This window comes from Allolucifera butyrica (assembly GCF_900476375.1).
GTDB classification, from domain to species: Bacteria; Bacillota; Negativicutes; order Sporomusales; family UPPP01; genus Lucifera; species Lucifera butyrica.
On record NZ_UPPP01000134.1, the window covers coordinates 1 to 22368 of the forward strand.

Annotated in this window: 18 protein-coding genes; 13 read left to right on the forward strand and 5 right to left on the reverse strand. The window is 50.3% G+C overall.

What is annotated here, in order from left to right; translation table 11 throughout:
* Positions 1 to 76: 76 nt before the first annotated feature.
* The 11 genes from LUCIF_RS25100 (at position 77) to LUCIF_RS25150 (ending at position 13805) form a co-directional block, all read left to right on the forward strand.
* Positions 77 to 730: a GntR family transcriptional regulator gene (locus LUCIF_RS25100; protein WP_122630635.1), complete on the forward strand. Its 654-nt coding sequence runs from the start codon at positions 77 to 79 to the stop codon at positions 728 to 730.
* A gap of 281 nt (positions 731 to 1011) precedes the next feature.
* Complete coding sequence (locus tag LUCIF_RS25105) at positions 1012 to 2013, forward strand: LacI family DNA-binding transcriptional regulator (RefSeq protein WP_122630636.1); 1002 nt, start codon at positions 1012 to 1014, stop codon at positions 2011 to 2013.
* Positions 2014 to 2241: 228 nt separating this feature from the next.
* A complete protein-coding gene (uxaC, locus tag LUCIF_RS25110) occupies positions 2242 to 3651 on the forward strand; it encodes a glucuronate isomerase (protein WP_122630637.1) in 1410 nt (469 codons plus the stop codon).
* 33 nt (positions 3652 to 3684) lie between these two features.
* The gene (locus tag LUCIF_RS25115; protein WP_122630638.1) at positions 3685 to 5145 is read left to right on the forward strand and encodes a tagaturonate reductase; all 1461 of its coding nucleotides are present in this window, start codon (positions 3685 to 3687) and stop codon (positions 5143 to 5145) included.
* Between the two features lie 10 nt (positions 5146 to 5155).
* Complete coding sequence (locus LUCIF_RS25120) at positions 5156 to 6649, forward strand: UxaA family hydrolase (protein WP_122630639.1); 1494 nt, start codon at positions 5156 to 5158, stop codon at positions 6647 to 6649.
* Positions 6650 to 6695: 46 nt separating this feature from the next.
* Complete coding sequence (locus LUCIF_RS25125; protein ID WP_122630640.1) at positions 6696 to 8126, forward strand: glycoside-pentoside-hexuronide (GPH):cation symporter; 1431 nt, start codon at positions 6696 to 6698, stop codon at positions 8124 to 8126.
* Positions 8127 to 8510: 384 nt separating this feature from the next.
* Complete coding sequence (gene rhaB, locus LUCIF_RS25130; RefSeq protein ID WP_122630641.1) at positions 8511 to 9917, forward strand: rhamnulokinase; 1407 nt, start codon at positions 8511 to 8513, stop codon at positions 9915 to 9917.
* Positions 9918 to 9934: 17 nt separating this feature from the next.
* On the forward strand, positions 9935 to 11170 hold the full coding sequence (locus LUCIF_RS25135) for an L-rhamnose isomerase (RefSeq protein WP_243638792.1): 1236 nt from the start codon (positions 9935 to 9937) through the stop codon (positions 11168 to 11170).
* Positions 11171 to 11183: 13 nt separating this feature from the next.
* A complete protein-coding gene (gene rhaD, locus LUCIF_RS25140) occupies positions 11184 to 12002 on the forward strand; it encodes a rhamnulose-1-phosphate aldolase (protein ID WP_122630643.1) in 819 nt (272 codons plus the stop codon).
* Positions 12003 to 12141: 139 nt separating this feature from the next.
* On the forward strand, positions 12142 to 13449 hold the full coding sequence (locus tag LUCIF_RS25145; protein WP_122630644.1) for an MFS transporter: 1308 nt from the start codon (positions 12142 to 12144) through the stop codon (positions 13447 to 13449).
* Positions 13450 to 13487: 38 nt separating this feature from the next.
* Positions 13488 to 13805, forward strand: a complete 318-nt coding sequence (locus LUCIF_RS25150) for an L-rhamnose mutarotase (RefSeq protein WP_122630645.1) — start codon at positions 13488 to 13490, stop codon at positions 13803 to 13805.
* Positions 13806 to 14060: 255 nt separating this feature from the next.
* Here LUCIF_RS25150 and LUCIF_RS25155 read toward each other — a convergent pair whose 3' ends face one another.
* The 3 genes from LUCIF_RS25155 to LUCIF_RS25165 form a co-directional block, all read right to left on the reverse strand.
* Positions 14061 to 14816, reverse strand: a complete 756-nt coding sequence (locus tag LUCIF_RS25155; RefSeq protein WP_165866170.1) for a DeoR/GlpR family DNA-binding transcription regulator — start codon at positions 14814 to 14816, stop codon at positions 14061 to 14063.
* Between the two features lie 233 nt (positions 14817 to 15049).
* A complete protein-coding gene (locus LUCIF_RS25160; RefSeq protein ID WP_122630646.1) occupies positions 15050 to 15967 on the reverse strand; it encodes a sugar phosphate isomerase/epimerase family protein in 918 nt (305 codons plus the stop codon).
* A 15-nt stretch (positions 15968 to 15982) separates the two neighbouring features.
* Positions 15983 to 16990 (reverse strand): Gfo/Idh/MocA family oxidoreductase, encoded by a 1008-nt coding sequence (locus LUCIF_RS25165; RefSeq protein ID WP_122630647.1) that lies wholly within the window; start codon positions 16988 to 16990, stop codon positions 15983 to 15985.
* A 355-nt stretch (positions 16991 to 17345) separates the two neighbouring features.
* Between LUCIF_RS25165 and LUCIF_RS25170 the strand changes: the two genes are divergently transcribed.
* Together LUCIF_RS25170 and LUCIF_RS25175 are read left to right on the forward strand one after the other, a co-directional pair.
* Positions 17346 to 18722: a UDP-glucose dehydrogenase family protein gene (locus LUCIF_RS25170; protein ID WP_122630648.1), complete on the forward strand. Its 1377-nt coding sequence runs from the start codon at positions 17346 to 17348 to the stop codon at positions 18720 to 18722.
* A gap of 12 nt (positions 18723 to 18734) precedes the next feature.
* Positions 18735 to 19814 (forward strand): radical SAM protein, encoded by a 1080-nt coding sequence (locus LUCIF_RS25175; RefSeq protein WP_122630649.1) that lies wholly within the window; start codon positions 18735 to 18737, stop codon positions 19812 to 19814.
* A gap of 47 nt (positions 19815 to 19861) precedes the next feature.
* Here the strand turns inward: LUCIF_RS25175 and LUCIF_RS25180 are convergent, their stop codons facing one another.
* Complete coding sequence (locus tag LUCIF_RS25180; protein WP_122630650.1) at positions 19862 to 21019, reverse strand: glycosyltransferase family 4 protein; 1158 nt, start codon at positions 21017 to 21019, stop codon at positions 19862 to 19864.
* 152 nt (positions 21020 to 21171) lie between these two features.
* The gene (locus LUCIF_RS25185; RefSeq protein WP_122630651.1) at positions 21172 to 22365 is read right to left on the reverse strand and encodes a lysophospholipid acyltransferase family protein; all 1194 of its coding nucleotides are present in this window, start codon (positions 22363 to 22365) and stop codon (positions 21172 to 21174) included.
* Between the last annotated feature and the right edge of the window lie 3 nt (positions 22366 to 22368).

The following is a 22368-nucleotide window of genomic DNA, read 5'->3' on the forward strand; positions in this document are numbered from 1 at the left end:
AATATATTATATATTTTGTATTTGATATATTGAAAAGTAGGTGTCATTTTTAAATAAATTGGTTTGAGGTGTAAAAATGGCAATTTTGTCAATGACAAAATCAGCGTCAATTTATAATGAAATTAAGAAGAAAATAATGGATGGCGTATTGGAGCCAGACACTCATTTGGTAATTAAGCAAATCGCGAATGAATATGGCGTAAGCGATATACCCGTGCGCGAAGCGTTGAAAGAATTAAGTGCGGAGGGGCTTGTTAAAACAATTCCTCATATTGGCTCGAAGGTTACCGGGATTTCTTTGAAAAATATTAAAGATATGCTGCAAATGCGGGAGTATCTGGAGCCGTTTGCTGCTCAACTAGCTGCTAAGAATGCTACAGAACAGACGATAACCGAACTTGAGACATGTTGCAATTCTTTAAATGAGGCCCATCAAAAGAATGATATTGAGCACTACAGTAAACTGAATAAAGAGTTTCATATAGTGATTATTAACAGCTGCGGCAATCAAATTTTGATAAATACTATTTTTGATTTGATTGAATCGGAAAAAAGAATGCGAAAGGTGTTTGAAATATTTCCGGAAGTCATGTTAGACTCCAACAAAGAACACCATAAAATGGTTGAATATATTAAAACAGGAAACGATAAGGCGCTGGCTGAACTGATGTATTTTCACAAAAAGAGGTCATTTGATAAAATGAGAAAGTATTTTTCAATTGATTCATAAAGGGAAGGTTTAGTAAACCCCCCACTTTGGAGAAAGAGAAGAGGGTCAGACATTGCTATCATGATAGCTAATGCCTGACCCTTGATTTTTCGTTACTTTTACTGTTTTCTTATAAGTTTCCTAAATGGTGTTGGAAAAGAATTGGCGTTAAAAGATAATCCCAAGGGAGGAAGAGGAACAAATATTGCGGTATAATATATTTCGTACCTTTGCTTTTACTCAGAGATATGTCATAATATTGTTAATATTGTAAAAGGACTAACACACAATCGAGGTATGCCATGACGATTTATGATATTGCAAAGAAATGCAACGTGTCGATTGCTACGGTATCCCGTGTATTGAACGGCAGCAGACGCGTCAGCCCGGAAACAAGAGAAAGAGTATTGGCTGTCATGAAGGAAGAGGATTACAACCCCAATCCGTTTGCCCGTGGCTTAGGTTTAGATTCCATGAAAATGATCGGCGTACTCTGTGCCGATGTGGCCGATACTTTTTATGCCAAAGCGGTATCCTTGATTGAAAATGATCTCCGGCAAAAAGATTGGAATGTCGTGCTGTGCTGTACCGGTTCGGATGACGGAAAAGGCGCTGAATATTTGCGCTATTTAACCCAAAAGCATGTAGATGCGATTATTATTGTCGGTACCCCTTTCTCTTCCCGCCGCGATGTAGCAGAATTGGAAAGGATCTCATCAGATATCCCGATTATCACGATCAATAGCGATTATCATTCGCCTTCGGCTTTCAGTATTGTCTGTGATGAAAAAGAAGGAATGCGAACGATTGTCAAAAAACTGGCAGAGAAAAATTGTAGTTCCATCCTGTATTTATATGACTCTCTTACCTACAGCGGCAAACAAAAGCTTGCCGGATATCGAGCCGGTATTGACGATTTCTTTCTTGACGCGGCTCCTGTTTTGGCGCAAAAAATTCCCCGCACCTTAGAAGCGGCGGAAAATATAGTAAGAAAACTGATCGCCAACGACATTTTTTTCGATGCTATTGTTACGTCTGAGGATTTGTTAGCGGTAGCCGCTCAACGGGCTGCGCTGAAAAACGGCAAGGCAATTCCCGTCATCGGCTGCAATAATTCCATTTTAGCAGAATGTTCTACCCCTACGCTTACCAGTTTGGATAATCGGTTAGGAGATCTTTGCACAATGGCCGTTCATACCGTGACACAACTAATGAGCGACAGGTCTGCTCCGGTTCCGACGAAAACGGTGTTTTCAGCTCAGATAGCGGAAAGAGAAAGTTTTGTTTTTTCGGTTAACCAATAGGGACAAATATTGATTATACGTTCATACGTTTTAAGCCGGGGTCAATAAAAGGCCCGGCTTTTTTATTTTTGCCCTCTTTCCGGGTGTTTGCATAATTTAAATATTTATCTAGTTTAAAATATTGACGCAATTTGAATAGTATAGTATTCTTGAAAAGAAACATGTAAACGCTTACATAAAAATGGCGTTTATTTTAATCAGGGGGAGCGCGGAAAGGAAGCGACTAACATGAGGAAATTTATGGATGAGGACTTTTTGCTGGAAACAGAAACCGCAAAAAGGCTGTTTCATGAATATGCCGAAAAAATGCCGATTATTGACTATCACTGCCACATTTCACCGCAAGAAATAGCGGAAAACCACAAGTTTAAAAGTATTACGGAAGCTTGGCTGGGGGGAGATCATTATAAGTGGCGTCTCATTCGTTCTAACGGAACGCCGGAATCGAAAATCACCGGCAAGGAATCGAGTGATTGGGAAAAGTTCCTAGAATATGTGAAAGCGCTTTCGCGAGCAATCGGCAATCCGTTGTATCATTGGAGTCATTTGGAATTGAAACGGTATTTCCATTGCGATATGCCTTTAAATGAAAAAACAGCAGCTGAAATCTTTCGTTTGTGCAATCAAAGGCTTCAGGCAGCGGATATGGGCGTGCAAGGCATTATTGCCAAATCGAATGTTAAGGTAATCTGTACAACCGATGATCCGGTCGATGATTTAAAATGGCATAAAAAGTTAAAAGAAGAAGGTTCTTGTGCGGCTAAAGTATTTCCGGCTATGCGTCCTGATAAGGCTATGGGAATTGAAAAGGCGGGATTTACGGAATATATGACCCGCTTGGCCGAGGTGTCGGGTATAGCTATTAAAACGATGGACGATATTCGTCAGGCTTTGTCAAACCGGATCGCTTTCTTTGCCGAAATGGGCTGCCGGGCTACGGATCATGCCTTGAAATATGTCTTCTGCCGGGAGGCGGAGGAAGCCGCCCTGGATCAAATTGTCGCCAAAGCGTTGGCTGGAGCGGCGGTTTCCGTGGAAGAGGAAGAAGCCTATAAAACGGCGCTGCTTACCTTTTTGGCCGGTGAATATTCTAAGCGCGGCTGGGTAATGCAAATCCATTATGCTACCTTGCGCGACAATAATACCAATTTGTTTAGGCAGCTTGGTCCCGATACGGGTTTTGATTGTATTGCTTCGTGCGATTGCGGCGAAGGGCTGGTAGCTCTTTTGGACCGTTTGAATCAAAAAGGTATTTTGCCGAAAACGGTTCTATATTCCGGAAATCCGGCAGATAATGCGCTGATCGGCACAATTATCGGTTCTTTCCAGGGACCGGAAGCAAAAGGGAAAATTCAGCAGGGAACTGCCTGGTGGTTCAATGATACGCAGCAAGGCATGATAGACCAAATGACCAGTATTGCTAATTTGTCTGTGTTCGGCAATATTTTGGGGATGCTTACCGACTCCCGGTCCTTTTTGTCCTATACGCGTCATGAATATTATCGCCGCATTCTTTGCAACTGGATCGGCAATCTTGTGGAAAATGGTCAATATCCGGCGGATATGGAATCCTTAGGCAAAATGGTGGAAGATATTTGCTATCACAACGCAGCAAACTATTTCCAATTTGCGGAATAATCCAATACACATAGATATTTGGAGGCTTATACGGTGAAAAAAATAAATGAATTGTATCAAAGAACATCCCGTCCGATCAAGGTTATGCAGTTTGGGGAAGGCAACTTTCTGCGCGCCTTTGTTGATTACGGCATCGATGTAGCGAATGAAGAACTGGGATTCAACAGCAATGTTGCCGTCATTGTTCCCCTGCCGGGAAAACCGGACCGTTTTGCGAACCAGGACAACATCTATACGGTTTGCCTGCGTGGACAGAAAGACGGCAAGCCCTATGAAGAAAACCGTGTGGTTACGTGTATTGAAAAAGTTCTCGGCGCTTACGAAGACTATGATGCGTTTATGGAATTAGCTTATTTAGATACGCTGGAATTTGTCGTTTCCAATACGACCGAAGCCGGCATCGTCTTCGAAGATGGGGATAAACTGGAAGATTGCCCGCCTAAGACGTTTCCGGCCAAATTGACGAAATTTTTGTATGAACGGTACAAGCATTTTCAGGGTGCTGACGACAAAGGCCTGACAATGCTGCCGGTAGAGCTGATTGAAAAGAACGGGGAAAACCTGAAGAAATGCGTCTTCCAATATGTGGAGCTGTGGCAGCTCCCGGATGGCTTTAAGTCTTGGCTGGAACAAGCCTGCATTTTTGCCGGTACCCTGGTGGACCGGATTGTTACGGGATATCCGCGGCAGGAAGCGGCGGATATGTGCCGGGCGCTGGGGTATGAAGACGAACTGCTCGACAAGGCGGAGCCGTTTGGTCTCTGGGTCATTGGGGATCTTCGCGTAGCGGATAAGTTGAAGGTTGCGTCGTCAAAATGGGATGTGGAATTTACGGATCAACTGGAAACTTTCAAGGAGCGGAAAGTGCGCATTCTTAACGGGGCCCATACGTCCATGGTGCTGGGCGCGTATTTGGCGGGAATGGACTATGTCGGCCAGTGCATGGCGGATCCGGCGATCCGGACCCAACTGGAACAATCGGTGTTCGGCGAAATCGTGCCAACGGTCCATATGCCGCAAGAAAAGGCCGAATCCTTTGCCCACGCCGTGTTTGAACGGTTTGAAAACCCGTTCGTAAACCATGCTCTCCTATCGATATCGCTGAACTCGATTTCCAAGTGGCGGGCGCGGGTGTTGCCGAGCTTTAAGGACAGCCTGGCCCAGAAGGGCAAGCTGCCGAAATGGCTGACCTATTCGTTTGCGGCCCTCCTGGCGTTCTACCGGACCAAACAGGAAGGCGAACATTGCCTGATAGGCACTCGCGGGGACCAACCCTATGAAATCCATGACGATGCGGAAAAGCTGGCGTTCCTCCGCGAGCATGCCGGCCTGTCCAACGGGGCTTATGCGCAGGCGGTTATGAGCCGCAGCGATTTTTGGGGTGAAGATTTGACGCAGATAGCGGGTTTTGCCGAGGCGGTGACGGTTCACCTGGACCGGATGGCGGAAGTGGGCGTCAAGGCTCATATCGAAGAATTAGGCCGCCGGGTATAAGGTGAGAGTTATGGCAATCCTCTGTAAAATCAATGAAAAAGACAATGTGGCAGTCGCCGTGGAGAACATCGCGCAAGGTGATGTGATTCCGGTTAACGGCAAGAATATCCGGGTAAAAGACGACGTGCCGGCAGGGCATAAAATTGCCGTGCGGGACATTCCGGCCGGCGGTGATATTGTGAAATATGGCTTCCCGATTGGTACTGCCAGGGAAGCCATCGCCCCGGGGAGCTGGGTCCATACCCACAATGTACGCAGTAAACTGGGGAATCTGTTGGAATATGCCTATGAACCGGAGCACGCGGAACGGGAGGAACTGAAGAGCGAATCCCGCTATGAGTTCTTAGGATATAAGCGGCAAGACGGCGCCGTGGGGATCCGCAACGAGGTATGGATTATTCCGACCGTAGGCTGTGTGAACGGCATAGCCCGTTCGATCGAAGAACAGGCGCAGCGGTATAAAGAAGGCAGTATCGACGGGATCTATGCCTACAGCCATCCGCACGGCTGCTCACAGTTGGGAGACGACCAGCTGCATACGCAGAAGATTTTGAGCGGATTAGTCCACAGTCCGAATGCCGGGGCCGTGCTGGTTGTGGGGCTGGGATGCGAGAATAACCAGATTTCGCTGCTGCAAGAAGTGATTGGCAGTTATGATCCGGAACGGGTCAAGTTTTTGGTTTGCCAGGAAGTGGAAGATGAAATCGCGGCCGGCGTGGAATTGGTAAAGGAGCTGTGCGGATATGCCGGACAGTTTCAACGGGAACGGTGTGACGCCTCGCATTTGACGATTGGACTGAAATGCGGCGGCTCGGACGGATTTTCGGGAATTACGGCCAATCCGCTGGTCGGAGAGATCTCGAACCGGCTGATCGGAGCCGGCGGAACGTCCATCCTGACGGAAGTGCCGGAAATGTTCGGCGCAGAGACGCTGCTCATGAACCGGAGCCGGAACGAGAAAGTATTTGCGAAGACGGTCGCGCTGATTAATAATTTTAAAAGTTATTTCCTGCGATATGGAGAAAAGGTGGACGAAAATCCTTCGCCGGGAAACAAGGCCGGCGGAATCACGACGCTGGAGGACAAATCGCTGGGATGCGTACAAAAAGGCGGACGGGCCATCGTGGAAGATGTACTGGAATACGGGGACCGGGTGACGAAAAAAGGGTTAGTGCTTTTGGCGGCGCCGGGAAATGATCTGGTGGCGGCCAACACCTTAGCGGCGGCAGGAGCGCAACTGGTACTGTTTACGACCGGCAGAGGTACGCCGTTTGCCTGTCCGGTGCCGACGCTCAAGATTGCCAGCAATTCCAGGCTGGCAGAGTATAAAAAGAACTGGATCGATTTCGATGCGGGACCGTTGGTACACGGGGAAAGGATGGATGAAGCGGCGGAGCGGTTCTTCCGTTTTATCCTCGATGTGGCGTCCGGCCGGGCCCATGCCAAATCGGAAGCGTTGGATAAGCATGAACTGGCCATTTTCAAGGATGGCGTGACGTTATAAAAAATGAGCTGCATGATAAATTTATATATCTAAGGGAGGACGCTTTATGAATGAACAAGTAAGTACCAGTCAAAAAACGGGGGTTATGCCGGCAGGCCGCTCTCCGGCGGACCAGAAAAAGTTATCCTGGCGGGAAAAAATTTGTTATGGTTTTGGTGATTTTGGCAATGGGTTCATGTTTGACCTTGGACAGGCCTATTTGACAAAATACTGGATTGATGTTTGTACAATTCCAGCGGTAGCAGTGGCCGGAATCTTTGCCTTTACCAAGCTCTTCGATGCATTTATGGATGCGATTGCCGGATCCATGATTGATGAACGTAAAAATATTGGCCGTCGCGGTAAGTTTCGCCCGGTCATGATGATTTCCGCTGTTATTTTGGCTGTTTTGACGGTCCTCACCTTTACCATGCCTGCTATATCAACGGGTGGCAAGATTATCTTCGCATACGGAGCCTATATGGCCTGGGGTCTTGTTTATTCCTTTACCAATATTCCTTATGCTTCGTTAGCCAGTGTTATGACCCGGGATGTAAATGAACGCAGCCAATTGGCGACGACGCGGCAGGTAGGTTCCATCGGCGCCCAGCTTCTGACAGGGATCGCTTTTGTACCGATTCTGTTGCAGTTTACGAATCCCCACCACGGATTTTTTGTTGCTTCGGCGATTATGGCTGTCATCGGTGTGATTAGTTTTGCTATCTGCTATTTTAATACGAAGGAACATGTTCCGGTACAGCGAAATACGAATGCGGAAAAGAAAGCCGGATTTGCCGACTACCTCAAAGTCGTTTTCACCAACAAACCGTTAATCTGTATTGTTTTGATGACGTTATTTACTATTTCCGCGATGAATACCAACATGCAGATGATGATTTTCTTTTGCCAGTATAATTTGGGAAACCTGAGTTTACAACCTATTGTCAATGGGATCATGATGGGATGCGCCGTATTGGGCAGCTTGCTGATTCCCAAGCTGGTTAACCGGTTTGGCAAAAAGAAGACCGCTGTCGCTGGTTTGGTTATCGGTTGTATTGCTAATTTACTTAATTTTTTGATTCCAACCAATCTTTATACATTTGTTATTCTTGTGACGATTGGTTATACGGCGTTGGCGATTCCCAACGGTATAACCTGGGCTTTTGTGTCTGATGTTATTGATTATAGTGAATGGCATAGCGGGATTCGCAAAGAAGGCATTACTTACGCGGCCTTCAATTTCTCCCGCAAAATTGCCCAGGCTATTGCTGCGATTGTTAGTTCCGGTATTCTCGCACTCACCGGCTATGTAGCAAATGCCGTACAATCTCAAGAAACTCTGACCGGAATCAAAGCGGCTATGACCTTATATCCCGGTATTGCTTTGGGTATTGCGGCCATTCTTATCGCCTTCTTCTATGGTTTGTCTGATAAACAATACGAAAAAATTGCCGGCGACCTGAGCAATGGCTTATGGGAGAAAGGCAGGATTGGATAATTAAAGACAAAAAAGAAAATTAACGGATAAACCCCGGGATTTCCGCGATTTTGCGGTAGCCTGGGGTTTGTTCTTTTCTAAAAGTACTTTTATTATGTTGTTTTTTATCTGTTTTTACTAATTTCTTGCTGTATTAATCTTTGTTTTGCTGTTGACTTGTGTTGATTTCAGAAATATAATAAAAATATAAAAGATGAAAACATTTCAATTTGCCGGAATTTGTTGTTTTGTATGAAGTTTTAACGATTCCGGTGAAAGGCTGCAATGAGAGAGTTTCCCGAAATAAAAGGGTAAAGGGGTGTAATCCGGTAAAAAGCAAAAAAACAGACAAAAACAAATAATTAATGAATCAAGGTGGGTTGGTAGTTGGAGAGGAAGCAGGAAATGAAAAGAACGTACTATCTGGCTGTCGATATTGGTGCCTCCAGCGGCCGGCATATTTTGGGCTGGATCGAAAATGGAAAAGTCCGCATTGAAGAGATCTACCGGTTTGAAAATCGCCTGGAGGAAAAGGACGGTCATCTGTGCTGGGATCTGGACAGGCTGTTCCAGGAAGTGCTCAAGGGACTCGAGCGCTGTAAAGAGCTTGACCGGATCCCGCTGAGTATCGGCATTGATACCTGGGGTGTTGATTTTGTTTTGCTGGACGGGGCCGGCCACGTGCTGGGCAACAGCATTGCCTATCGCGACGGGCGTACACAGGGGATGGATACGGAGGTTTATAAAGTCATTTCGGAAGAGGAACTTTATCACCGCAACGGTATCCAGAAGCAGCTCTTTAATTCGGTGTATCAATTAGCGGCGTTGCAGCGGCAGAACCCCGAATTTTTAAATCAGGCGCAAAGTTTTCTGATGATTCCGGAGTATTTAAATTTTCGCCTGACCGGGGAAAAGAAGAACGAGTACACCAATGCCACGACGACGCAGCTGGTCAATGCGCAAACCCAGGATTGGGATGAAGAATTAATTGGGCGGTTAGGATTGCCGCGACGGATTTTCGGTAAGCTGCACATGCCGAAGGCTTCAGTGGGGGATCTTGCGCCGGAAATCCAAAAACGCGTCGGGTTCAACGCCGAAGTGGTTCTGCCGGCGACACATGATACGGGTTCCGCCGTGTTAGCGGTGCCGGCGAATGACGACCATTTTATTTACTTGAGTTCGGGCACGTGGTCCCTCATGGGTATCGAGCGTTTGATACCGGATTGTACGGAAGAAAGCCGGCAGCATAACTTTACGAATGAAGGCGGTTATCATTACCGTTACCGGTATTTGAAGAATATTATGGGGCTTTGGATCATGCAGTCCTTGCGCAAGGAGTTCAAACATGCCTACAGTTTTGACGAGCTGTATACGCTGGCGGAGATCGGCAGTTATTTTCCTTCCGTACTGGATGTGAACGACGCAGCATTCCTGGCGCCGAAAAGCATGATCCGGGCGGTGCAGGAGTATTGCGAAAGAACCGGGCAGGAAAAGCCGGAAACGGAGTGTGAGCTGCTTTACTGCGTCTATAACAGTTTGGCGAAGTGTTATGCCGCTACGGTGGCGGAAATTGAAGGCGTGACCGGCAAAGAGTACCCGCGGATTCATGTGGTCGGCGGCGGCTGCCAGGATCATTTCCTGAACAAGCTTACGGCGGAATATACGGGGAAAGAGGTCTATGCCGGGCCGGTGGAGGCGACGGCGCTGGGGAATCTGGTCGCGCAGATGCTGAAGAGTCAGGCCTTTGCCGACCTGGTCGAAGCGCGGGAAACCATCGCCAGATCGTTCAACGTGAAAAAAGTAGAGGGGTAAAGGGGAGGATGAACGAGATGTCAAGATTTAGTGAAGCCGAAAAAATGTATCAGGAAATGGGGGTCGATGTCCAGGCGGCGTTGGACAAGCTGTCAAAGGTGAAAATTTCGATGCATTGCTGGCAGGGCGATGATGTCACCGGTTTTGATGCGAAAGAACTTACCGGCGGGATCGCGGCCACGGGCAATTATCCGGGCAAGGCCACCAACCCGCAGCAGCTTATGGCCGATATCGACAAGGCCCTGAGTCTGATTCCGGGAAAACATAAGATTAATCTGCATGCTTCCTATGCTATTACCGAAAAGAAAGTGGAACGGGACAAGCTGGAACCGGAACACTTTCAGGCCTGGGTGGATTTTGCCAAAGAACGTGGTCTGGGATTGGATTTTAATCCGACCTTATTCTCCCACGCCAAGGCGGCGGATAATTTGACCCTTTCTTCGCCGGATGCTTCGATCCGTAAATTCTGGACCGACCACTGCAAGGCAACCCGCAAAATCGCCGCTTATTTTGGTAGACAGCTGGGCTGTACGTCCCTGAACAATGTCTGGATTCCGGATGGCTATAAAGATATTCCCGCCGACCGTCTGGGACCGCGGCAGCGCCTGAAAGATTCCCTGGACGAAATTTTCCGGGAACAATATGATAAGAAGTATCTGGCAGACAGTGTGGAGTCCAAAGTTTTCGGACTGGGCGTAGAATCCTATACGGTGGGATCCCACGAATTTTACATGAACTATGCGGCGAAGAATAATCTGCTCTGCCTGTTGGACACGGGGCATTTCCATCCCACGGAAGTGGTTTCGGACAAGATTTCTTCGATGCTGCTGTTTGCCGACCGGCTGGCGCTTCATGTCAGCCGCCCGGTGCGCTGGGACAGCGACCATGTTGTCCTGTTTGATGAGGAACTTAAAGAAATTGCGAAAGAAATTGTCCGCTGCGATGCGCTGGACCGCGTCTTCATCGGGCTGGATTTCTTTGATGCGAGCATCAATCGCATTTCCGCCTGGGTTGTGGGCATGCGCAACATGGAAAAGGCTTTGCTCTATGCGCTGCTGCTGCCGCACCGGGAATTAAAGAAAATGCAGGATGAGAAGAATTTTACCGAACTGATGGCCGTCATGGAGGAATGTAAAACCCTTCCCTTCGGTGATATCTGGGATCATTACTGCGAGCAGCAAGGGGTTCCCCGGGGAAAGACCTGGTTTAAAGAAGTGCAACAATACGAAGCAGAGGTTTTAGCGAGACGTTAAAGGGGTTAAAACAATGGATATAAAAAACGCAAAATTTATACAGGGGTTTATTCGCCTGACCGAAGATGCCTTTCGCAAGGGCTGGCATGAAAGAAACGGCGGCAATTTAAGCTACCGCATTAAGCCGGAAGAAATCGAGGCGGTAAAGGCGGACTTGAAAGCGCCGGCGGAGTGGATTCCAATCGGTGTGGCGGTACCCGGGCTGGCGGGGGAATATTTCTTAGTGACCGGCACCGGCCGGTATATGCGCAATGTCAGCCTTTGCCCCCAAGAGAATATTGCGATCATTAAGCTGGACCAAACCGGCGAAAAATATAGTATTGTCTGGGGGCTTGTGCAGGGAGGGCGCCCGACGAGCGAGTTGGCGACCCATCTTGCCAATCATGAGATCAAAAAAGAAGGGACCCAGGGCGGCAACCGGGTGATTTACCACGCACATCCGGCCAATACCATCGCACTGACCTTTGTTTTGCCGCTGGAGCATAAAGCCTTTACACGGGAGTTGTGGGAAATGGCTACTGAAGACCCGGTCATTTTTCCGCGGGGAATCGGGGTTGTGCCGTGGATGGTCCCGGGCGGTAAGGCGATTGCCGACGCGACGGGCAAACTGATGCGGGAATACGACGCCGTCGTATGGGCGCATCATGGCATGTTTGTGGCGGGAGACAGCTTTGACGAGGCGTTCGGGCTTATGGATACGGTGGAGAAAGCCGCGGAGATCTGCGTCAAAGTCCGTTCGATGGGTGGCAAGAAGCAAACCATTAGCAGTCAAAATTTTGAGGACCTTGCCCGGGATTTCCGGATTGATTTGCGCAAAGAATTTCTGAACTGAGGAAAAGGCGGCGGAGACGGAACGGTCCGTCTTCTGCCGCAGTCATCCTCGCTGTTGGGCATACTACTTTTTAAATTATTTGAATAGGTCGAGTTGATTAGAAATTAAAAATATTTGCTAAAGGGAAAGGGGTACCAACATGACAATGCAAGAACCTTCCGCCTGGAAAAAGACGATCATTGCCGCGATGACGAGTTATATCGACGCCGGTTCCATCGTGGCCGGGGCTGCGGGCCTGAGTTTATGGCAAAAGTATCTGGGAATGGACGGAGCCCAGTTGGGGCTGTTGGGGGCACTGAGCTCCAATGCCGGCTCGGCCGCGGTGGGAGCCTTAATCGGCGGACGCATTTGCGACAAATATGGCCGTAAATTTGTGTATACCTATGATTTGCTGGTTTACATTATCGGGATGTTGTTCATTGTTTTCGGCGTGAATTACGCGATGCTCTTAGGCGGCTATATCATTGTCGGCCTGGGCGTGGGCGCGGATGTCGTGGCATCGTGGACCATGATTGCGGAAGAGGCGCCGGCGGAAAACCGGGCCAAGCATTGCGGTTCTGCCCAGTTTGCCTGGGCGCTGGGGCCGGCCATCGTTTTGATTTTATCGGTTTTAGTAAATAATCTGGGCTTATTGGGAAACCGTCTTGTCTTTGGACACTTGATTCTGGTCGCGGCCTGGGTTTGGTATCAGCGGCTGAAGATGCCGGAATCGAAGGATTGGCAGGAGGCCAAGAAGAAGGAAAATGAATTGCTGGCTGCCGGGCGCGTGACGAAGACTTCCTATAGTGTACTATTTAGCGGCATTAATTTTAAAACGGTATTATTCCTTTGCGGGGTTTATTCGGTCTGGAATTTATGCGCCAGCACCTGGGGCTTCTTTATGCCGTATATCTTCGAACATGTTGGCAATCTTTCCAATGCGATGAGCAATACGCTGCAAGTCGGATCCTTTGTCATGTCTATTCTGGCGACGTTCTTTATCTTTATGCGCTGGGGCGACCGGGTTAACCGCCGGCTGATGTATTTTGTTATCGGTGGCATTTATGTGCTGGCCTGGGCTATGTGGCTCTTGCCGCCGGCATCCATGACCATGGGAATGGTTTTCGCCTTCACGGCTTTTGCGGGGATTAATAACGGGTCAGGGCAGCAGGCCTTTTATCAGCTGTGGTGCAGCGAACTGTTTCCTTCCCGTTACCGTGCGACGGCGCAAGGGTTTACTTTCTTTGTGACGCGCTTTGCCGCCGCCATCTGGGCGTTTGCTTTTCCGATCATCATGGAAAGTTTAGGTTTTCAATACGCCGTTATGCTGATGGTCGGTTTTGCTGCCGCCAGCTGGATCATTGGGACAATTGGGGCGCCGGATACCAGCGGCAAGACGCTGGAACAGATCGAAGAAGAGCGTTATGGCACTAAAGCGGCAGGGGATTATGCGCTGACAGGGAAATAAAAAGGTTAAAATGGAAACGGAAGGGAGAGCGAAACCGTATGGAGAGATTTGCCTGGAAGGCGATGGTTCGTGAAGGGAAACTGGAGGAATATAAGAAGCGGCATGACGAGATTTGGCCGGAAATGAAGCAAGTCTTAAAGGATGCCGGCATTGGCAATTATTCCATTTGGAATATCGGCAACGAACTGTTCGGTTATTTTGAATGTGAAAAAGGCGTGGCCTTTGCGGAGAAGTGCCAGGCGGCAAGTCCGGTGGTCGATAAGTGGAATGAATATATGAAAGACGTTATGACCATGGTCATGGACCCCCAGACGGGCGCCCAGCCGAAAATGACCGAAGTATTCTATTTAAAATAAGGGCTGTAATCAAAACAAGCAAACGGTTTCCCGACAGGGAAACCGTTTGCTTGTTTGTTTTGATGGGATCAGAAAGTATCACTTTTTGAGATTACATAAATATCTGTTAACGGCAGAAGAATCGCCTTATCAACGCTCCGCCGTTACCACTTAACCTACGCTTATGACAAGGCGGTCCTTCTGCCTGGATTGGCTGCCCAAAATGATTTTCAGACGGGTCTTTCGCGCCCTGAGTCCTGAGCCACGAGCCGTTTTTTAATAAATGATTTTAATCAATTCCTGGTTAAAAAAGTCCAGCCATTCGGCGGAAGGTTCCTGGTTGGTGACAATGTAGTCGATCAGGGTAAAATCACAGGTTTTCGTAAAAGCTGTTTTATCAAACTTGGAATGGTCAACCAGCAAAATGGTTTTTTTTGCTTGCCGGATCATCGTTTGTTTGATCAGACTTTCCGGTTCGTTGGATTCCATAATGCCCCGGCTGCGGTCCAGGCCCTTGCAGCTGATAAGCGCTAAGTCCACATAGTATTTTTCCAATATGCCGGTGGCAGCCGGTCCGGTGAGCGCATACGAACGGGATCGCAGGGTTCCGCCGCTTGAAATGACGGTAAAAGAAGAGTTGACAAATTCATTGACTAAGAGAATGGAATTGGTGATAATGGTTAAGTCATTTCTTGTTTTCAGATGTCGCAACAGGGCCAGACAAGTTGTGCTGGCATCCACCATAAGTGTATCGCCGTCGTTAATGAGAGATTCCGCTTTTTGGGCAATGAGTTCTTTATCGGCATGATGGATGGAAGTCCGTTTTATAAAAGAGAGATCCTCACTGGTGCCTACATTGAGAACTGCGCCGCCATAACTGCGCTGCAGCAAATTTTCCTGTTCCAATTTTTCCAAATCGCGGCGGACCGTTTCTTCGGTGACGTTGAATTTTTTACTAAGTTCGGCAACATATACTTTTCGGTCCTGCGTGAGTTGTTCCATGATTTTTCGACGGCGTTCAATGCCGAACATAAAAAATCACCTCATATTTTTTGTTTTTATTATATACTTAGGTCCATAAAACAAGCAACAAAGAAATAAAACGAAGAAAATCCCCAAAATCAACCCCCAGGATTGTCGCGAATTGGCGGTATCCTGGGGTTATTAGTTTGAAGACTATTCGGGATGGCTGCTAAAATCTCCAGACGGGTTTCCTGCGCCCTGAGCCCTGCGCTACGAGCCGAAAGACCCGCCGACGGTCTTTCTTATATTGCGAGGCGCAGTACATCCAGGGAGGTTTTGACGCCGGCCAGGGGCGGCATGGTCATGTCCTCCATTTCCAGGGAAACGTAATCGTTATAGCCCGCCATGCGGCAGACGGAGAAGAATTCTTTCCACCACTTGAGGTCGTGGCCGCAGCCTACGGCGACATAGTTCCAGGATCGCTCCGCATAGCGGTCGATGGTTTTGGTGTCCAGTACGCCGTTGGCTCCAACCATACGGCGTTCCAGGCGAGAATCTTTGCCGTGGATGTGATAGAGGGCCTCGCCCAGGACGCGCGCGGCTTCGATAGGGTCGCCTCCCATCCAGAACATATGCCCCGGATCGAGATTCATGCCGATCAGATTGCCAACCTCGCGGCGCAGCCGGAACAGAGTTTCCGGATTGTAGACCAACTGGTAGCCGTGGTTTTCCAGGGCGATGCGCTCGACGCCGCAGTTTTTGGCGTCTTTCACCAGCTTGCGCCAGGCGGGAATGGCTACATTTTCCCACTGATAGTTAAGCACATCCTGGGTTTCCGGCGGCCAGCTTGTGGTCACCCATACGGGGGTGGCGTCGCCCTTGCGGCCCGGCGGCAGGCCGCTCATCATGACAATTTTGCGGACGCCAAGCAGTTCCGCCAGTTGAAAGGTCTTCTGGGTGACTGCCATGTCCATTTCATAGGCCAGCGGATTGCCCGAGCAGTTGAGGGCGATCAGTTCCAGGCCCCGCTTTTTCAGGGCCTCCAGATAGTTGTCCCGGGCCAGGTTGCTGGACACCAGCTCGTCCAGGCTGCAATGGGGTGCTTTGGACCAGTTGCCCGTTGGAATTTCCAGTGCCTGAATTCCCAGGCTCTGCGCCGTGTCCAGCATGTCCTCAAAGGGCAGGTAGCCCAGGGAATCGGGAATAAAAGACAGCTTCATCGGTGGTTCCTCCTTTTACTTCTTGTAAAACGCCGGCCGCCGGGGAATCGCGATGGGAACAATGGCGCCGGTTTCCCTGGCTTCGGTGCAGGCGTCGGCGGTGACGCAGGCGACATAACCGTCCCAGGCGCTCGGGCCGGCGACGATACCGCGTTTGGTAGCGTCCACCCATTCCCGGAACTCGGTATCATACGCTTCGATAAACCGGTCCGACCAGTCGGGAAAAATTTCGTAAGAGAAAGCGCCGCCGGAGCGCACCTCCATATTGGCCGGGTCCGGCAGGCGGACCGTGCCGGTTTCGCCGACCACCTCACACTGAACGTCATAGCCGTATTGGCAGTTGATGAAGGATTCGACGTCGATACGGACGCCGCTTTGAGTTTCCAGCAGGACAATCTGAGGGTCCCGCAGGCCGTCTTCGGCCAGGCGGGAGCTTTTCGGCAGCAAAACCTGCGCCGTTTTATAATCCTCTCCCAAGAGCCAGCGCAGTACGTCGATTTCATGGATTACTGAATTCTTAATGCTCATTTCGGTGGTATGTTTGGGGCCGGGAACCCGGTTCCGGTGCATGCAGTGCAGCATGAGCACCTCGCCGATCCGGCCGCTGTCAATGGCGGCCTTGATTTGCCGGTATCCCCGGTCAAAGCGCCGCATAAAGCCGACTTGCACCAGTTGCTTGCCGCCAGCTATTTCCGCCTCGACAATATTTTTGCAATCGTTTGCAGACGTAGCCAAAGGTTTTTCACAGAAAACGAACTTGCCCGCTTTAATGCCGGCCAGAACATAATGCGCATGGGTCGGGTCCCAGGACGCGATGACAATGGCATCGACTTCCGGCGCCGCAATGACTTCTTCGCCGGTAGCGTAAAACTTCGCTCCATACTTGTCCGCAATCCGTCTGGCATTCTGCACGTTGATGTCGGACAAGGCCACCACGTTGGCTCCGGTCACGGTATGAGTGAGCCGGCGGATATGATCTTCCCCGATGGCGCCGGTGCCGATAACGCCTACACGCAAATCCATATTCAAATCCCTCCTGAATCTTGTAGTTCCTTTATTCACAGACAACCCTATTTTTATGATACACCAGAAGGAGAGGGAAGGGATAGAATGATTTAAAAGAAAAATGGGAATTTTTTAATGGAATCGGAAAAGTATAACTTTTCGGGTTGTTTCTAAAATTAACATATTCTTCTTAAGAACCGAAAAGTAAAATACTTTCCTTCCACTTAAAGATCCTTTGGGTCTTTCCTGCTTATTTTTTAAAACGGCAATTATTATATTCCGGTTAAGGTTCTGTTAAAGCCACTGATAGGCGGGGTGAGATGCTTTACAATACAAGTAGCGGCAGGATTTGAAGGAAAGGAAGGAAAAAGGAGTGAGACAGACTTTTACCAAAGTGGTGATTATCGGAACCGGTTATGTTGGCTTAACAACCGGCGTTTGTCTGGCTTATCTCGGCAATCAGGTTGCCTGCGTCGATTCTAACGCCGCAGTGATCCGTCAACTTCGCCAGGGGGAGGTGCCGGTTGCCGAACCCGGGATTGCGGCGCTGATGCAGCAGAATCCGGCCAACTTGTATTTTACGACCGCCTTGGCCGAAGTCCTGAACGGCTCGGATATCGTCATCATTGCCGTGGGAACGCCTGCCAAACCGAACGGCGCCACGGACATGTCCTATTTGGAGGCGGTAGCCCGGGAAATTGGCGCCCATCTGACCGACGGCAAGAAACAATTGATTGTCAATAAATCGACCGTGCCCGTCGGTTCGGCGCGGCGGGTGAAAACAATCATCGACTATATGCTGCTGGAGCGCGGCATAGACTGTGAGTATAGCGTAGCCGCCAATCCGGAATTTTTACAGGAAGGCGCGGCGGTCTTCAACACCCTGTATCCTGACCGTATTGTAGTAGGAGCTGAGGACGAAGCGGCGGTCGGTCTGCTGCACCAGCTGTATTCGCCGGTTCTCAATCAGACCTTTACCCCGCCGGCCCATTTGCCGCGGCCCCGGAATTATCAACTGCCGGCGTTTATCACGACTAATCCGGCCAGTGCTGAACTGATCAAGTACGCATCGAACGCCTTCCTGGCGACCAAGATTTCCTTTATTAACGAGATTGCCGGTCTGGCCGAGAAGGTCGGGGCCGATATCAAAGAGGTGGCTCTGGGTGTCGGCTTGGACACGCGAGTCGGCCGGCGTTATCTGGAAGCCGGCATTGGCTGGGGTGGTAGCTGTTTTGGCAAAGACCTGAAGAGTATTATTAACGACGCCGGCCAGTACGGTTATTCAATGAACGTCTTGCAGGCGGCCCTGGAGGCCAATACCCGTCAACGCTACGTGGTTATCGAAAAATTGCAGCAGGAGCTGAAAGTAATCCGGGGAAGCATCATTGGCATTTTGGGGCTTGCCTTTAAGCCGGGCACGGCGGATCTGCGCGACGCTCCGTCCGTCGACATTATCGCGAAACTGCTGGAATTGGGAGCCCGGGTCAAGGTTTATGATCCTTTGGCAATGCCTGCGTTTCAGGAACAGCATGGCGAATTGGAAGTGGAATACTGTCAGGATGTTCTTACACTCAGCAAGAACTGCGATGCTCTGATTTTAGTAACCGAATGGAGCGAGTTTTCCGCCGTACCCTGGGAGACGGCGGGTGCCGGAATGCGCCGGCGGGTGTTCATTGACGGACGGAATTTGTTTGATGCCCGGACGCTCCAAATACACGGATTTGCCTATCATGGAATTGGCAGGTCCTAGGAGGGTGAAGCAATGAAAATCAATGGGTTTCCCCGTTATTGGGCCGGTGGAGGCACCGGTCAGGTAATTTGGGCTATTACCAACGTTTGCAATGCAAAATGTGGTTTTTGTTCTTATCCGAAAAACAAAACCGGCGCGGCCCGCTACGTAACGTTTGAGGAAGCACGGCAAGTTCTGGATGAATTGGACCGGCGCAATTTGAAAATGATTTCGTTTACCGGCGGCGAACCACTTATGAATCCCGACCTTTTCGCCATGATCGACTATGCCGGCCGGAAGGGGTTCCTTACCCGGACCGGAACTAACGGCAGTATGTTAAATCCCGTGAGTATTGCCCGGTTAAAAGCTGCTGGAATCCGCAACGTCTGGATTTCCCTGGACTCGGAAGATGAAGCGAAACATGACCGCAATCGCGGCATACCGGGGCTTGCCGCTCACGTCCGGGAGATGATTCCCCTAATGCTGCGGCAGGGGCTCAGCGTCAATATCGCCGCGCCGGTGAACCGGCTGATCGGCGATTTTACCGCTTTCGCCCGCCATGTACGGGATTTGGGGCTTAATACGATTGCCTTTTGTTATCCTATGACCGCCATGGAATCCTCCTATGGGGGTGCGGCAGCCAGTTCACTGGTGGATTTTTCTCCGGCGGAACTGGTTGAGGCATTGACCGCAATCAAAAAATTAAAGGCCTCCGCCGTTCCCGGGATCCGGATCGTCAATCCGTTGGCAGGTCTTGATGAAATGATTCGTTTTGTCAGGCAGGAGCCGCCCCTGTTCCCTTGTCTGGGTGGACATAAATTTTTTTACCTGGACTGGGACCTGATTTTATACCGCTGCGCTTTTTTGCGGGACAATTTCGGCCACGTCCTCGGAATTACGGACTGGGATTTTCCTGCTACCCGCTGCAACCAATGCATGTGGCAGTGTTTTCGCGACCCCAGCGTGTATTATTATCTGCCCCAAATGCTGCAGCGCCTATTCTGCAGCAACCGTTCGGGCTGGCTAAAATCGGCCGGGGCTGTTTTCAATTCAGAAGCCAGGCTTTCGGCTTCGGCCTGGCTTGAGCTGATCAAAAATAATTTTTACCGTTGAGAATTTTTTGCCGGCGGGTTAGTGGTCTTGGGTTTACAGAGCACTAGTCAGGCCCGGCCGGCGCCGAGCTGCCGGGACCGGCTGCCGTGGATTACGTCCTGATAGCTGTCCACCAGCCGCCCCAGCACGGCATCCCAGGACTGGTTCCGGGCATGTTCGAGAGCCTGACGGGCCAGCCTTCGGCGCAGGCCGTCTTCGTCGATCAGCCGCAGGATGGCCGCAGCCATGCTGAAAGGGTTGCGCGGCAGGCAGTCGAGGCCGGTATTTCCGGGAAATAGGTTTTCCTTAATGCCGCCGGCCAAGGGGGCAATCACCGGCAGGGAAGACGCCATAGCCTCCAGAACGACATTACCGAAGGTCTCGGTGACGGAGGGACAGACAAAAAGGTCCGCCGAAGCGTAGACCCGGGAAAGTTCCGTGCCGGAGCGGTAACCGAGAAAGGTTGTATTGGCCGGGGCCAACAGCTCGAGTTCCCGGCGCTGCGGGCCGTCGCCCACGATCAGCAGGTGCAAATGGCCGCAGGAACGGTTGACGATGGAAAGCGCTTGCAGCAATGTATCGACATTTTTTTCCGGGGCTAAACGGCCTACATACAAGAGCACGATTTTATGTTCCAGGCCGTGCCGCCAGCGAAATTCCGCACTGCGCCACGCCGGGCTGAACTGATCCGCATCGACCCCGCGGCGCCAGATGCTCAGGTTGCCGATGCCGTGCCGGGTCAGTAGCCGGACGGTGTCATGAGACGGACAAAAGGTCTGGTCTGCCTGGCGGTGAAACCAGCGCAGGAAGCGCCAGGCTACTTTTTTTAGCCAGGGAGCGCCGTAATAGTCAAGATATTGGGGGAAGTCGGTATGAAATACCGCTACCTTCGGCACTGCGTGGCTGTTGGCGTATTTCAGTCCGGTCAGTCCGAGCAAGAACGGCGTGGCCAGATGAATCAGATCCGGCCGGAATTGCTCCAGTTCACGATGGACGGTTAAATAATTAGGAAAGGATATCTGGCACTCGGGATAGAGAAAGAAGTTGCAGCTCAAAAAACGGGTAACCGTGTGGCCCGTATCTTCTTCCGCGTTGGTAACACCGGACGGGGCGAACAGTTTGACGCCGATCCCACGACCGGTTAGATAGGTGAGCAGCCGCTGGTAGGTTCTGGCGACACCGTTGATTTGCGGCAGATAGGTATCCGTAAAAATCGCAATCTTCATTTATAACCCTCCTCTGACGGAATAACGGTCTCAAGTTTATTATCCTATGACCGGCCGTATTGGGGGTTAAGTTTAGTTTAAAGTTTGATTAATTTCGCAAGAGGCTGCGGCACAAGTGCCAATTTCTTACTGCCAATTACCGAAAGACCTCACTAGCAGTCTTTCTTGAGCCGGTATAGCAGGGAGATGGCGGTTTCCAGGCGGACAGTCTGCTGTTCTTCTACCAAAAAGACCCACCAGGCATGTTGATCATCGCAGATTTCAAAATCATAGCCGAACTCGGTGGAGATGGCCGGCAGGCGTTCAATGGGGAAAAATAAGTCCGTCGGTTGTCCGTCAACAGAGCCGTGAAAATAAAGTCCTGCTGGCCGGAGGGTTACCTGGCCGCTGCCGCAGCGGCGATAGGGACCGTAAAAAGGATCGGCAACCCGCAATTCTTTGACTGCCGCCTGTAGCTGAAAATTTTCCGCCTGTAATTGCGCCAGCAGATTTTCCCGCTGCCAGGCGGCCCATTGTACGGTATCTTCCCATATGACACAGTTCTCGTCAAGGGGCCGTAAAAAACCGGTTGCGTCATAAAGCGCCGTATTGCCGCAGGCGCTGCAGTACAACCGGTTTTCCCGGCTGCGCATGGCTCGCTCGGCCAGGCAGCGCGGGCATTGGTGCAAAATCCGATGAAGTCCTTCGGCCCCGCGCCGGTGAGGATACCGCGTCTTAGCCTGCCGGTTCCAGTCATAATCGTTGTAGTCCATGGCCCGGCAGACAACGGCTTGAATTTGCGCGGTATCCATCACGCTAAGATCTGCAGTGGTAAGGAGCAGTTTCGCCACCGATTCTAACCGCCCGGAACGCCAGAAAGAAGACCAGCGGGGCCAAACAAAATAACCCCCGTTGGTTTTAACGGCAACTACCGGGACGTTCGCTTTTTTGATAAAGCGGGCAATGGAATCCGGGATGGGGCAGCAACTGCCGTCGACCGAACGGCGTCCTTCCGGGAAAATGCCCACACTTTCGCCGCGGGCCAATGCCGCCAGCGCGCCCCGAGTCGAGCGGATGTCGGGCAGAAACTGAATTTTGGGAATGGCGCCGAACAGCCGCAGGAGTTTGCCGATTATAGGGAGGCGAAAATAAAAGTTGGTGGTGAGAAAGCGGCAGGGATGGAGCCCCAGGGCTAATTGCACCAAAGCCGGGTCCAGATTAGAGGTGTGATTTCCCAGTACAATAAAGGGCGGCTTCAGGCCCTTGATACCGCTGCGGTCGACCCGGAGCCCCGACCGGCCGGATATCCAATACACAATTAGATAGGCCGCGGCAATTTGCAGCAGCCCCAATAGTTTTCGCTTCATTAT